Source organism: Falsiphaeobacter marinintestinus (assembly GCF_007923355.1).
In the GTDB taxonomy this organism is placed as follows: Bacteria; Pseudomonadota; Alphaproteobacteria; order Rhodobacterales; family Rhodobacteraceae; genus Phaeobacter_A; species Phaeobacter_A marinintestinus.
Genome location: NZ_VOGO01000008.1, coordinates 163,085 through 176,976, shown reverse-complemented (window position 1 = coordinate 176,976; position 13,892 = coordinate 163,085). Strand labels below are relative to the sequence as shown.

13 protein-coding genes are annotated in these 13,892 nt (G+C 59.3%); 4 read left to right on the top strand and 9 right to left on the bottom strand.

The genetic code is table 11. The annotated features are described in order from the left end of the window. The 7 genes from FOY56_RS17385 to FOY56_RS17355 all read right to left on the bottom strand — a co-directional run bounded on the left by FOY56_RS17385 (nucleotide 1) and on the right by FOY56_RS17355 (nucleotide 6,871). Entirely contained in the window at nucleotides 1-1,263 is a 1,263-nt protein-coding gene (locus tag FOY56_RS17385) for an ABC transporter substrate-binding protein (RefSeq protein WP_146347144.1), read from the bottom strand. A 198-nt stretch (nucleotides 1,264-1,461) separates the two neighbouring features. After that, complete coding sequence (locus FOY56_RS17380; protein WP_146347143.1) at nucleotides 1,462-2,616, bottom strand: NADH:flavin oxidoreductase/NADH oxidase; 1,155 nt, start codon at nucleotides 2,614-2,616, stop codon at nucleotides 1,462-1,464. Between the two features lie 73 nt (nucleotides 2,617-2,689). Further along, entirely contained in the window at nucleotides 2,690-3,445 is a 756-nt protein-coding gene (locus FOY56_RS17375) for an amino acid ABC transporter ATP-binding protein (RefSeq protein ID WP_146347142.1), read from the bottom strand. A gap of 10 nt (nucleotides 3,446-3,455) precedes the next feature. Continuing rightward, entirely contained in the window at nucleotides 3,456-4,331 is an 876-nt protein-coding gene (locus FOY56_RS17370; RefSeq protein ID WP_146347141.1) for an amino acid ABC transporter permease, read from the bottom strand. Nucleotides 4,332-4,335: 4 nt separating this feature from the next. Beyond that, nucleotides 4,336-5,094, bottom strand: coding sequence for an amino acid ABC transporter permease (locus FOY56_RS17365; RefSeq protein ID WP_146347140.1), 759 nt, complete (start codon nucleotides 5,092-5,094; stop codon nucleotides 4,336-4,338). 70 nt (nucleotides 5,095-5,164) lie between these two features. Next, complete coding sequence (locus FOY56_RS17360) at nucleotides 5,165-6,004, bottom strand: transporter substrate-binding domain-containing protein (protein WP_146347139.1); 840 nt, start codon at nucleotides 6,002-6,004, stop codon at nucleotides 5,165-5,167. A 27-nt stretch (nucleotides 6,005-6,031) separates the two neighbouring features. Then, nucleotides 6,032-6,871 carry a MurR/RpiR family transcriptional regulator gene (locus tag FOY56_RS17355; RefSeq protein ID WP_146347138.1) on the bottom strand — a complete coding sequence of 280 codons (840 nt, stop codon included), beginning with the start codon at nucleotides 6,869-6,871 and terminating at the stop codon, nucleotides 6,032-6,034. A 122-nt stretch (nucleotides 6,872-6,993) separates the two neighbouring features. Here FOY56_RS17355 and FOY56_RS17350 point away from each other — a divergent pair, with 122 nt between their 5' ends. Continuing rightward, nucleotides 6,994-9,390: a GcvT family protein gene (locus FOY56_RS17350; protein WP_146347137.1), complete on the top strand. Its 2,397-nt coding sequence runs from the start codon at nucleotides 6,994-6,996 to the stop codon at nucleotides 9,388-9,390. 57 nt (nucleotides 9,391-9,447) lie between these two features. Here FOY56_RS17350 and FOY56_RS17345 read toward each other — a convergent pair whose 3' ends face one another. Beyond that, nucleotides 9,448-10,245 carry a formylglycine-generating enzyme family protein gene (locus FOY56_RS17345; protein ID WP_146347136.1) on the bottom strand — a complete coding sequence of 266 codons (798 nt, stop codon included), beginning with the start codon at nucleotides 10,243-10,245 and terminating at the stop codon, nucleotides 9,448-9,450. After that, a complete protein-coding gene (locus FOY56_RS17340) occupies nucleotides 10,226-11,677 on the bottom strand; it encodes a sulfatase family protein (protein WP_146347135.1) in 1,452 nt (483 codons plus the stop codon). Before FOY56_RS17340 ends, FOY56_RS17345 begins: the two co-directional genes overlap by 20 nt. A gap of 85 nt (nucleotides 11,678-11,762) precedes the next feature. Here FOY56_RS17340 and FOY56_RS17335 point away from each other — a divergent pair, with 85 nt between their 5' ends. Genes FOY56_RS17335 through FOY56_RS17325 form a run of 3 tightly spaced genes read left to right on the top strand, consistent with a single transcriptional unit; the run spans nucleotide 11,763 to nucleotide 13,891 of the window. Then, the gene (locus tag FOY56_RS17335) at nucleotides 11,763-12,374 is read left to right on the top strand and encodes a TetR/AcrR family transcriptional regulator (RefSeq protein ID WP_146347134.1); all 612 of its coding nucleotides are present in this window, start codon (nucleotides 11,763-11,765) and stop codon (nucleotides 12,372-12,374) included. Nucleotides 12,375-12,408: 34 nt separating this feature from the next. Then, the gene (locus FOY56_RS17330; RefSeq protein ID WP_146347133.1) at nucleotides 12,409-13,395 is read left to right on the top strand and encodes a TRAP transporter substrate-binding protein; all 987 of its coding nucleotides are present in this window, start codon (nucleotides 12,409-12,411) and stop codon (nucleotides 13,393-13,395) included. A gap of 7 nt (nucleotides 13,396-13,402) precedes the next feature. Continuing rightward, nucleotides 13,403-13,891 carry a TRAP transporter small permease gene (locus FOY56_RS17325; protein WP_146347132.1) on the top strand — a complete coding sequence of 163 codons (489 nt, stop codon included), beginning with the start codon at nucleotides 13,403-13,405 and terminating at the stop codon, nucleotides 13,889-13,891. Nucleotide 13,892: the final 1 nt, after the last annotated feature.

Below are 13,892 nucleotides of genomic sequence, written 5' to 3'. Positions count from 1 at the left end.
CTATTGCATCCACCAGGCGGGTTCAAAATCGACCTCGCCGAAGGGGGCGGGCGAAATGATCCGGTGTTCGCCGTCCTGCACCTGAAAGATCAGATGCGCCTGCCCGGCTTCGGGATCATCGGTCTGGTTCGGGTAGCTGGTGCCCGATTGCGTGTCATTGTCGAACGTATAGGCGCCCGCAACCCCGCGGTATTTCACGTTTCGGATTGCATCGCCCACCGCATCGAAATCACCAGGATCGGTTGTTGTCCAGACCTGCGCCAGAAGCTTGGCCGTGTCATAGCCTGAACCGGTATAGACCATACCCATCGTGCCCGGGAAGCGGGCCTGATAGGTGTCGCGAAACGCAGCCCCCATTTCGTCGTTATAGGTGCCGATCACCGACCCCCAGATGAACCCGTTGGCCATTTCACCTGCCAGATCGAGGAATTCGGGCTGGCTGGGCCCGTATTGCAGATAGACCAGCGCGCCTTCGACCGGATCGACGGCAAAGGTCTGGGTGAATGAGGCAAGTTCAGCCGCGACCCAGTGATCAATCATGATCACACCTGCATCGCTTTGTTTCAGCGCGCGCATCACCGGCGACCAGTCCTGAACCGGGAATTGAATGTCGGTTATGCCGCCCAGTTCCCATTCGCCGCCCGAGGCTGCAATGGCGTCCTGCGTGGCCTGGCTGATCACCTGCGTATAAGCGATCTGTTCCTGCACGATATGAACCTTGTTGTTCTTCGGCACCCACTGCCCGCTGGCCTTGAGCTGTGACAGGAACTTGATGAACCCCGAGCCGTACCAGGTTTCGGCCACGTCGATCATGAACGTGTTGCGGTACTTTTGCGGGTCGGTCTTGAACAGATCAAGCGACGCGGTCTGGGTGTTGCCATGCAGATAGGGCACGCCGGTGGCGGCTGCGGCATCCATTGCGGGCTGTGGGATCAGCACGAAAGACGACGCGATGGCATGCACGCCGGATTCGCTGAGGTTCTGGAATGCGGCAACGGTGCCTTCCGGCGTCAGAATGTCGATATCGACGACCTTGGTTTCGATCATCCGGCCATTCACACCGCCCGAGGCGTTGATTTCTTCGACGGCCAGCGTCACGCCGTTCAGCCAGTCTTGCTGGTCTGCCACGCCGACGGGGCCGGATTGCGCTGTGGGCACGCCCAGAACAATGGGATCCGCTGCCATAACCGACGACGCCATCATAGCGGCGGTGACCGAGGCTGCGGTTGCTTTCAGAAACAGTCTTCTCTTGAGGTTTTGCATGGTTGTTCCTCCTTGATCGGGGAAGGAAACAACGGAAGCCGCGTTCGATCCATGATGCAAATGGACCAATACGCCGCTGATGCGGGGTGCTGACAGGTCGTCGGGCAGGCTTTAGGGTCCTGACACCCCGATACTGATCAGCACCCTGAAACGCGCCTTCATTGAAAGGACGCTGCCGGTTCGGTGTTCCTGACCGCGTTAAGTCGCCTTTTCAGGGTCATAGAAGTCCGACGTTTTCTGCCGCCCTGCCAGCCACCAGCCCGACTGTTCCGGCCAGGTTTCAAAAACGGTGTCATGGCCCAGCGTTTGCGCGGCGTGCAGCGCCCACATCGGGTTAACCAAAGCCTCGCGACCGATGGCGATCAGGTCGGCGCGCCCTTGAGCCAGAATATCTTCTGCCTGTTGCGGATGTGTGATCAGACCCACGGCCATGGTGGTCATATCGACATCCTTGCGGACCCGCTCAGCATAGCCGACCTGGAACCCGGGCTGACGCTTGCGCGCTACGCCTGCGGTCGCTGACCCTGCAATTCCACTTGAGGAGCAATCCATCACATCGACGCCGATGGCTTCAAGTTCGCCCGCCAAAACAACGGTATCGTCCAGCGTCCAGCCCTCGGGCGCGCCATCGACAGCCGAGGTGCGGAAGAACAGTGGCAGATCTGTGGGCCAGACGGTCCGGACGGCTTCGGTGACTTCCAACGCCAGCCGCATCCGCCCGGTCAGGTCGCCACCGTATTTGTCGCTGCGTTTGTTCGACAACGGCGACAGAAAGCTGTGGACCAGATAGCCATGCGCCCCGTGGATTTCGGCGATCTTGTAACCCGCCAGAAGCGCCCGCCCGGCAGCCGAGACATAGTCTGCGATCAGGTCCTGAATGTCAGCTTCGGACAGTTCGTGCGGAACCGGCCAGCCTTCGGCCACCGGCAGGGCCGAGGGGCCAACGGGCGTCCATGGCATATCGCCCCGCGCGGTATCCGCGTCATTCAGGGGACCGTTACCAAACCATGGCCGCTGCATCCCGCCTTTGCGGCCTGCATGGCCCAGTTGGATCGCCGGGATGGCGCCGTTGCGCAGCGCGAACTGGGCGACGCGGGCATGGCCGGGGATCTGGCTGTCGGCCCACAGGCCCGGGCATCCATGCGTGATCCGGCCAGATTTCTGCACCGCTGACGCTTCAGTAAAGATGATCCCGGCCCCGCCCATCGCGAAACGCCCGAGATGTGCGAGATGCCAGTCGTCCATATGGCCGTCATGCGCCGAGTATTGGCACATAGGCGAAATCACAACGCGGTTGCGGGTCTCCAGACTGCGCAGTTTCAGCGGCTGGAAAAGATGGGGCGCGTTGGTCATGGGATCTCCTGCTGTCTTATGTCAGCCGGACGCTATCCCGGCGGGCCATAAGGCGCAACGCCAAGCCATAGGGTTACAGGATCTGGCTGAGGAACTCTTTGGTGCGGGGATCTTGCGCGTTGTCAAAGAAGGTCGCTGGAGGGCCATGTTCGACGATCACGCCGCGGTCGGTGAAATAGATATGGTCGGCGATTTCGCGGGCAAAGCCCATTTCATGGGTGACAAGGATGCAGGTCATGCCCTCTTGCGCCAGATCCTTGATGGTCACCAGAACCTCTTTCACGGTTTCCGGATCAAGGGCGGCGGTGACTTCGTCAAACAGCATCACGTCCGGGTTCATCGCCAGAGACCGGGCGATGGCCACGCGTTGTTGCTGGCCGCCGGACAATTCACCGGGATATGCGCCCTCCTTGCCATCCAGGCGCACTTTCTTGATCAGCGCGCGGGCGGTCTGTTCGGCTTCGGCCTTGCTTTTCCGCAGCACCTTGATCGGCGCCATCATGACGTTTTCCAGCGCCGTCTTGTGCGGGAACAGGTTGTATTGCTGAAACACCATCCCGACCTTCTTGCGCAGTTCCAGCTTGTCGAGCTTTTCGGTGTGCACCTCTTGGCCTTCGACCGTGATGGACCCGGCCTGAATGTCGTTCAGCGCGTTGATACAGCGGATCAGCGTGGATTTGCCCGAGCCCGAGGGGCCGATGATGCAGATCACCTCGCCCTTCATCACGTCAAGTGACACGCCTTTCAGGACTTCGAGCGAGCCAAAGGATTTGCGCACGTCCTTGATGGAAACAAGCGGCTGGTCCGGGGTCCAGTTGTCATTGGGCATGGATCAATCCTTATAGTTTGACCTGGAAGCGGCGCTCAAGGCGCACGGTCCAGCGGGCGATCGGATAGCAGTAAGCGAAGAAGATCAGCAGGGCGAACCCGAAGAACGGCACCAGCAATTCGGGGTGATTGTCTTCGGCCTCGATCGCCTGACGGCTGAGGGTGATGATCTCTTCGACGCCCAGCAGCGAACAAAGTGGCGTCGCCATGGTCAGGATGGCGTACCAGTTCATCCATGGCGGGATCATGCGCTTGAAACATTGCGGCAGGATAATCAGCCACAGGGTCTGGCGGCGCGAATAGGCAAGGGATTCTGCCGCCTCCCACTGGCCCGAGGGGACCGAGTTGATCGCGCCCCGGACCACTTCCGAGATATTCGCCATGACCGGAAGCGACAGGCCAAAGACCGCCTTGGTCCAGTCCGGGATCGAGATAATCACGCCGCCGATTGTGATCTCGAACGGCAGGGCCAGCAGAACGACAAACAGCAACACCAGCCAGGGTGAGTTGCGAAAGACCTGGGTAAAGATCTTGGCCGGGATGCGGATCCATCCGGCAGGCGAGATTTGCCCCAACCCCAGAAGAACGCCAAAAAACGTCCCGAAGATCATTGTGAACAACGAGATCACGACGTTCAGCAAAAAGCCATCCAGCACGATGAACGGCATCCATTTGAACAGCGCGCTGGTCGCCTGACCATAGCTGTAATTGCTGGCCGCGTGCGCGATGGCGGGCCACAGCACTAGGCAGGCGGCCATCATGGGCAGCACCCAGATCGGCATCGACGCCAGCCAGCGCGAGAACATGATCGGGTCGGCGGCAACCCGACCCGTGGGGTCATAGGGCAGCATGACCGGCAGGTTGGTTTTTGCGGGTGTCCTGATCATGACATCATCCCCCGTACCCCGGAATGCGCGACTTTTGTTCCCACCGGTGCATGCCCAACACAAGAATGCCGACAAGGAACACGAAGCTGCAGAACAACAGCAGCATGGTGGGATATTGCGCGCTTGGATAATCGTTCCAGATGCTTACGCATTGGTACAGCAGCTCGGGCACAGCGATAGCCATGGCCTGGGTCGAGGTCTTGACCAGATTGACCAGATTGTTGTTGAGCGATGGCAGCGAGACGCGAAAGGCCAGCGGCAGAACGATCTCTTTATAGACCTGAAAGCGGGAAAACCCGAGAGCAAAGGCAGCCTCTTGCGTGGATTCGGGCACCGCTTCGATCCCAGCGCGAAAAATCTCGACGTTGAAGGCACCGGCGAAGAAGGACAGCGAGATGATCGCCCAGCCGACGTTCGAGATGATCGGCGTTTCGGTCCAGCCATCCGCGCCGACAATGGTCGGGGTGAACTGGCCCAGCGCGAAATAGAAAAACAGCAGTTGCACGAAGGGCGGCGTGTTGCGGAAGAACTGAATATAGCCCTGAACCGTGTTGCGCACGAACCGGTTAGACGACCCTTGCAGCCATGCCCCGACGACGCCGATGATCACCGAAAAGATCACACAGGCAACCGATAGGACCACCGTATAGCGCAGCCCCTTCATGATGCGGTCCCACTGGACCGGTTCATAGAAGAATATGAAGTTCCAGCGCGGGTACTGATCCGCCAGTTCCCTGAAGAAATCCGAGAAGCTTTCGAGCATCGCCAACCCTGCCGTTCAAGAAAATGAACGGGCGGCACGCATCGCCGCCCGTGTCGTAAGTCACAGGGGTTTACTGGATCCAGTCAGCGTACTGGGCTTTCTTGTCGACCAGATACTGGGTCGCCTTGATGCCCCACTTTGCTTCCAGGTCGATCAGCGTGCCGTTCTCATGCATGTTGTATGTCAGGCCCGAGATGAAGTTGCCGAACACGCAGTCTTTTTCAGCCAGCGGAACTGCCATCGCCCATGGGTTGTCGTCTTCGGATGCCAGCGGCATTTCAAAATCATCCCAGTTGCCCGACGACAGGTCAGACCCGATGGACGAGTCATCATAGACCCAAGCGACACAGCGCTTGTCGCGCAGGGCCTGCTTGGCCTCGGCGTTGCCGGTGAAGGCGATGATTTCAACGCCATAACGCTCGGTCACGACCTGATTATAAAACGCGCCCTGCTTGCCGCAGACCGGCTTGCCACGCAGGTCTTCCCATTCGGTGAACCCCAGCGCCTTGGGCGACATGATGTTGGTGCCCGAGGTATAGTGGTTGGGCAGGGTGATGCCGACGATTTCGCGGCGGTCAGGGCGGTCGGACATGGTGGCGATCATCAGATCGATCTTGCCCTGCTCCAGAAACTGCATCCGGTTTGACGACTGAACCGCAACGGTTTCAAGCTCGACACCCATCGCATCGGCAGCGGCCTGAGCGATGTCGACTTCCATCCCGACGATGGCACCGTCCGAGCTTCGAAAGCCCCACGGTTTATAGTCGGCCTTGACGCCAACAACCAGTTTGCCGCGCGACATGACCTTGTTCCAGGTGTCGTTGGTGCACTGTTCTGCCAACGCCGGAACGGCGGACATGCCGAACGCGGTCAGGCCCAGGACGGATGATTTCAGATACTTCAAGAACATAGTTAACTCCCTGTTACTGTTCTTTTGTTATTGGCCAACTGGCCAGTATTCATTCATTTTATGTTTTTGCCGTTCTACTGCGGCGATGTATTTCTGCGCCTCTTCGCCCCGTTCGCGAATGACCATGCCCACCAAGGTTTCGAAAAATGCGGTGGATGCAACATGCGAGGGGAAAAACTGCGGGCTTTCCGACCCGATGAAAAATGAAAAGTCCGCAAGTGCTGCCAACGGCGACAAAGCGTTATCTGTGACAGCAATGACCGGGATACCACATTTTGCAACATGTTCGGCAGTTTCTATCGCACGGGTCGAATAGGGGCTGATACTTAGCACGATGCAGGCATCACCCGGTTTCAGATCTGCGATGTCCGAGGCCAGGCTTTCCCCCGCGCGCCCCAGCACCTTCCAACCGGTCAGCGACATGTTCGCGACGTATGAGGCATAATCGACGATACCGCGTGCGCTGAGTTCGCCAATCAGCACAACTTTGCTGGCCCGGGCAAGGATCTGGCTGGCTTTGGTCAGCGCCTCTTGATCAATCAAATCAACCAGCGCCTGCGTGTTGCGAATGGCGGCAACGGCATGGCGCGCAACCAGCGATGCCGCACCGGAATCGTCCATCGGCTCTTCAACCAGCGCGCGCGCCCTGTCCGCCAGCACGGTCTGGGTGTGCAGCACATCTTCGCGGCAAACATCACGAAGCTGGTCATAGCTGTCGAACCCGATGGCCCGCGCCAACCGGGTGAAGGTCGGGGCCGGAAGCTTGGCCGCATCGGCAACGTGACGCTGCGGGTGCATGGCAATCTCGCCCGGGTTTTCAACAACAAACCGCGCCGCCTTGCGCAATTGCGGGCTAAGACCACGCAAACGGTCGGGCGTAAGACCATTCAGGCCAGACAGAGGGGCGGGGTTGGATTTGATGTTGCATCCCTTTCAAGTGGTCGGGAAAATGATGCATACGTTTCACGATTCGTCAACAAGGCAGCGCCATGACGCAGACAACCCTCCCTTCTCACGCGTCCGTCGTTGTTATCGGCGGCGGTATCATGGGGTGCTCTACCCTGTATCATCTGGCCAGGATGGGCGTGTCGGACGCGATCCTGTTAGAGCGGAACAAGCTGACATCGGGCACCACATGGCATTCGGCGGCACAGGTCCGCGCGCTGCGTCACTCGCGGAACCTGACCCGGATGATCCAGTATTCGGTCGACCTCTATGCGCAGCTTGAGCAGGAAACCGGCCAGAATGTTGGCTGGATCCAGAAGGGATCGCTGTCGATTGCCACGACGCCCGACCGGCTGATCCATGTGAAACGGCAAGAGGCTTTGGCCCATGCCTATGGCATCGATGCGCGGTCGATAGATGTGGGCGAGGCAAAGGAACGCTGGCCGTTGATGAATGCCGACGACGTGCTGGGTGCGGTCTGGTCGCCCGATGACGGACGGGTCAGCCCGTCAGACGTTTGCGCAGCTTTGGTCAAAGGCGCCAAGGGGTTGGGGGCGACGATCTTTGAAGGCACCGGCGTCACCGGCATCCTGACCGAGAATGGCCGGATCAAAGGCATCGAAACCACCCAAGGCACCGTGATGTGTGATGCGATTGCCCTGTGCGCCGGCCTGTGGTCGCGCGAGGTGGGCGCGATGGCCGGGGCCGAGGTGCCGGTGCAGGCCTGCGAACACTTCTATTTGCTGACCAAACCGATTGACGGGATCACCGGCAACATGCCGACACTTAGCGACCATGACAGCCATCTTTATATCCGAGACGATTCTGGCGGATTGCTGGTCGGATGCTTCGAACCGATGGGCAAAGCGATTGCCCCCGGCATTCTGGATGAGACCTTTGAATTTGGACTGTTGCCCGAAGACTGGGACCATTTCGAACCGATGATGGAACTGGCGCTGCACCGCCTGCCGCCGCTGGAGACTGCCGAGGTCAAGATGCTGCTGAACGGCCCCGAAAGCTTTACGCCGGATGGGAGTTTTATGCTGGGCGAAACCGCTGAGACTCGCGGGCTGTTTTTGGGCTGTGGGCTGAATTCGGTCGGGATTGCATCGGGTGGCGGCGCGGGGATGAACCTAGCGCATTCCATCGTGCATGGGCATGCGGCCTATGATCTGTCCGAGGCTGATGCCAAACGGTTTGCGCCTGTTTTCAATGGGTTGGATCACCTGATGGCGCGCGCGCCCGAAATCCTTGGCACGCATTACGACATCGCCTATCCCGGCAAGCAATTGCGCACGGCCCGCGATTTGAAAGCGTTGCCTTTGGATGCAGAGTACCGCGCGGCAGGGGCGCATATGGGGCAGGTTTATGGGTGGGAGCGGCCTTTGTACTTTGGCAAAACGGCTGAACCGACATTGCGATTTGACCGGCCTGACTGGTTTGGGAATGTCGCCGCTGAAGTGCAGGCGGCGCATGAGTCTGCGGCGATTTTTGATGCGTCCTCGTTCGGAAAGATCGACGTGACCGGACCGGATGTAGAGGCGTTTTTACTAACGATTTGCGCGGGTTACATGGGGCGCGCGCCGGGGTCGGTGATCTATACGGCGATGCTGAATGAGCGGGGGACGTTTGAAAGCGACCTGACGGCGCAGCGCATTTCGGAGGATCATTATCGCCTGTTTGTCGGCACCAATGCGATCAAACGGGATCTGGCCTGGCTGAACCGTCACAAAAGGGCATTTGACGTTTCCATTGTGGAAACCACTGAAAAATATGCGGTTTTAGCGTTGATGGGGCCAGACTCGGGGCGGATTTTGGCCGAGACCGGGGCGGCGGAATTGACGGATCTGGGGTATTTCAAGGTTGGTCCGGCGCATGTTGCAGGCAAGCATGTTCGGGCGGCTCGGATGTCTTATGTTGGGGAATTGGGTTGGGAAATCAGTTGTTTGAGTGAGAACGCACCGGTGATTTACGCGGCTTTGACAGCAGCCGGAGCGCGGCCTGCGGGGCTGTTTGCGCAGACGTCGATGCGGATCGAAAAGGGGTTCTGCGCGATGGGACACGAGCTGGATTCGGACGTGTCCCCGATTGAAACGGGGCTGGATTTTGCCACGCGCAAAACAGGCGGATTTGTCGGTTTCGACGCGCTACAGGCACGACGTGACGCCGGAAAGTCGTGCAATATCATATCCTTGACACTGGACGATGCAGATGCTGTTCCGCTGGGGCATGAACCGATTTTGCTGGACGGAGAGATCATCGGGCAGACAACATCCTGCGCGTTCGGGTATCGGATCGGCAAACCTGTGGCACTGGGGCATGTGCGCAAACAGGTGGACACGGGCGCGCGCGTCACTGTCGATATCGCCCGCGAGATGGTCGACGCGACGGTCACACGCGGCCCGCTGTTCGACCCGGACGGAACCCGGATGCGGGGCTGAATCGTCCGTTTTGTACAAGGGTTTTCGGGGCGATTGGCCGTTTTGTACAATTGCGATTTACCGGGGAGGGTCCCTGACCACGCGAAGGCCGAGGTGACATGTGGTGGCATCGCCGGTTTCTTCCCTTCGAGAGCTTGGGCGAAACCGCGCGCAATAGGACGGCGAGCACAGAAATGAGCCGCCTTTGACGACATAGTTCGCGCCATTCAACGGGCCGCTTGGGTTTTTGTCGGGGCGCGGGGAATGCAAGCGTGTGAACCGGTCGGCGGTCCATTCCCAAACATTGCCGCACGCATGGACACACCCGAACGCGTTGGCCTGCCCATCTGTTGCAGCACGGGGGCGCGGCGGGTGTGTTGGGGCATCCGGAAAGGTGCCCTGCCAGATATGCGGGGTTATCCCGGTTTGCGGACCGGCCGCGCGCTCCCATTCGGCTTCGGTGGGCAGGCGTGTACCGCTCCAGCCGCAATAGGCGATGGCGTCAGAGCGCGCGATATGAACCACGGGATCATCCGGGCGGGCCGCATCGCTGCCGTTTGGATGGCGCCAATTCGCCCCTTCGACAAGACGCCACCAAGGCGCGATCTGCGAGATAATCGGATGGGCATCAGGATCTGCCAACTGCCCTTTGAAGACCTGCGAAGCTTTGTTGCGTTCGGCAACTGTGACATGACCTGTGGCTTCGACAAAGGCGGCAAAAGCGGCGTTTGTGATCGTGGTTTTGGAGATTTCGAACGCATTCAACCAAATCTCGCGCGCCGGGCCTTCGCCATCTTCGGGATGCGGTGCGGCATCGGCCCCCATAGTGAAAGCGCCTTCGGGAATCTCGGCAAATTCAATCATCGTCGTACGCATAGACCGGATGCCAATCCTTGCCCCAGATGTCACTCCAATAGCTTTTCATCATCGAGTTCTGGATCGGCTGGCCACCGCGCCACAGATCGGCCTGACCGCGTGAGTGCAGCTTGAAAAACGCCGCGATCCGGGCGCTGAGGTCGGCGACGATATGGCTGTGGCCGGGATCATCAGCCAGGTTGTTCGTTTCGCCCGGATCGACCACGACATTGAACAGTTCGTCCTTCAGGTCGGGGGCGTTTTCACCCCTGTAGCGCTGGAAGAAGGCCCATTGCGGCGTGCGGATGACGCGGGTTTCTTCCTGCTCGGAAAACACCTCGTCCTCGCCCCAATTGGCCACGGCTTCGCCGCGCAGCAGCCCGGCGAAAGACCGGCTGGGCAGAGCGGGATCGGGGTGACCCCCGATATAGTCGAGGATCGTGGCATAGATATCGACGTTCGAGACATGAATGGGCGACGTTTCCCCGGCAGGGATGGCGCCGGGGTGGCGCAGGATCATCGGGATGGAATGCGCCGCAAGATGCAGGTTCGATGGATAGGTCGAGCCGCCGTGCCCCCAGAACCCATGATGGCCAAGCGACAATCCATGATCGGTGGTAAAGATGATCAGCGCATCGGGGTCGGCGGCGGCGATGCGGCCAACGGCCTCGTCTATCATGCTGATCTGGCTGTAATAATTGCGCAATGCGGGCAGGTGGTTGGGCGCCCGCATCAACATTGAAAAATCCAGGCCATGACCGCTTTGGGATTTAATCATGTCATAGTTTGTGACGGCCGCCGCTGACAGCCCCTGTCGCGGGATCGAGGTCATCGGGCAGTCGTCATAAAGTTCGGAAAACCGGTTGCGCCGCCCGTCATTTGTGGCTGGCCAATGGCCATAGGGCGCGGGAAACGGGATGTAGGCAAAATAGGGTTGGGTTGCGCCCGCAATAAACTCAAGCGCCTTGTCGGTAAAGAAATCGACCGCGTGGCCGGGCTGATCATAGGTTTCGCCGTTATCGAAGATCTTGTTGTCATAAAAGCTGCGCACGTGGCCATCTGCCATCGACACCCAGTTGTCCCATCCGGGACCAATGCTCATGGCATCACCCAAATGGTATTTGCCGAACAAACCGGTGGCATAACCCAGGCGTTGCATCTGTTCCGGCAGCGTTGCCAGACCGCTGAGCGCGTGCCAGCCCTTGGGCCAGGCCTCCATGTTGCGGTCATCGATCCACGAATGCACGCCGTGCTGCGATGGCAGCATGCCGGTGAGCGCTGAGGCGCGGCAGGCCGAGCAAAACGAATTGGCACAGAACGCCCGATCAAAACGAAACCCGCCCTTTGCCAACGCATCAATGTTGGGAGTGTGGATTTCCGCGTTTCCGTAGCAGCCCAATGTGGCCGCCTGTTGGTTGTCGGTGAAAATCAGAATCACGTTTGGTTGGGTCATGTGCGCTCCGCCGTCAGAAATTCCTTGACGAATCCAGCAAACATGAACTTGAATTCAAATTCAAGTATAGAAAGGCACTGCCCCGATGGCGATGACAGCTGACATCGACGCCCTTCAGAAGCCCAAACAGGCCCGCAGCCGCGCGCGACGCGCGGCGTTGATTGAGTACGGTGTGCAAATTCTGGGTGAAAAAGACCTGGACGAGCTTTCGATCGCCGAAATCACGCGGGCCTTGGGGTATTCCACCGGATCGTTCTATAGCTATTTCGAGGACAAGACGGCGTTTTTCATCGCGGTGCAGCAATGGGTCAGCGACGAACAGGGCGCGATTGTCCACGAGTGCCTCGAAGCACAGGAGATGACGGACAAGACCCTGTCCGCGCGCCTGGATCTATGTGTCGGGGTGACTCTTGCCTATTTCCGCAAACGCACTGGCGTGATCCGCTCGGCCCTTAGATACGAGCGCCGCATTCCCGAAGGGTGGGCGCCGAACCGGGCCATGACGCAAAGGGTCGTGGCGGCGGTCACGGTTGGTCTGTCTGCTCAGGACAAGCAAAAGCTGGAAATCGCGCTTCAGCTGGCTTTTGGCATGCTGGTCAACGCGCTGTTGCACGATCCCGGCCCGCTCAAGCTGGGCGATGCGGACCTTGAAACCAAAATATCAGCGGCGCTCGGCCCGTATCTGAACACCACCTAAAAACCAAAAAAGAACCATTTCCAGGGAGGGAACCATGAAACATACAATTGCTGCCGCGCTTTTTGCGCTTGGACTGACGTCATTCACCGCACAAGCCACCGAATTGCGCCTGTCCATGGCACCACCGCCGAAATCGCCATGGGGTGCCGTGACCCAGAAATTTATCGACAAAGTGGCCGAACTGTCCGGGGGCGAGCTGACCATCAAGGCCTTCATGGGCTCAAAACTGGGCGGCGAACAGGACGTGATCAAGCAGATCGCCCGCGGTCGTGTCGACATGGGCGTGATGTCAAACACCGCTGTGTCGCTGCTGGTGCCGGAATTTGGCCTTTTGGCGTCGCCCTATGCGTTTGACAGCGCCGAGCAGTTTGACTGTGTCGCCGATAACCATCTGCTTTCGACGTTCGGCGATGAATTTGACGCCGCTGGCATCAAGACGCTCAGCTGGATGGAGGTGGGGTATCAGGTGATCTACACCAAGGATGGCGTGCGGGTGCCGTCAGACCTGAACGGGATGAAGCTGCGCACCGCCCCATCGGTGACCGATACGAAATTCATGCAGCAGGCCGGAGTCACGGCTGTCCCGCTGAGCCCCAAAGACGCGGTTCCGGCGATGAAGACAGGACAGGTCGAAGGCGCGACGCAACTGTCAGTCTTTGGCATCGTTGTCGGTTATCACAAGGTGGCACCGTATATCACCCTGACCCGTCACCAGCACCAGGTCGGCGGTATCGTGATCTCGAAGAAATCATGGGACGCACTGTCCGAACAGGAACAGGCCTGGATCACCGAAGCGTCACCGATCTTTCTTGACCTGCGCGGCGCATTGCGCGGGGCCGAGGGCGGATTGCTTAAAAAGGCTGCCAGCGAAGGCTCAACCGTTATCGAGCTGACAGACGACGAGCTGAACCAGTGGAAGGCTGTTGCACCCGCCGCGCAAGAGATCATTCTTGAGGAAATGGGCGGGAACGCCAAGGCCAAGTGGGACGCGATCCAAGACGCCAAAGCGGCCTGCAGCTGAGGCGCAGATGCTGAACGGGCTGATCACCTGGCTTCGCCGGATCGAAGCAATCGTGGCAACGGCGGCCTATGCTGTCGTTGCCGGGTTGCTGATGGTCGACGTCATCGGGCGCGAGGTGTTTCAAACCTCGTTCCTTGGCGCGCAACAACTTGCGGTCTATGGCGCGATCATTGCCGGGTTTCTGGGATTGACGCTGGCCACGTCGGACAACGCCCATCTGCGGCCCGCCTTCATGGATTTCCTGTTCCGGCGGCATGAACAGGCCGCAACGCGGATTGGCGATCTGGTTTCGGGTCTGTTCTTTCTGGGCGCTGCCTATATCGCCTGGACCTTTGTCGATGTCTCGATGGAGGCGCAGGACCGCGCGCCGGTGCTGTATTTTGTCGTCTGGCCGCTACAGCTGATCATTCCTTACGCGTTTGCCTCGTGCAGTGTGAAACACCTGACCTATTGCATCAGGCCCGATCTGAAATCCCCCCCCGGCGGAGCGCATTGAT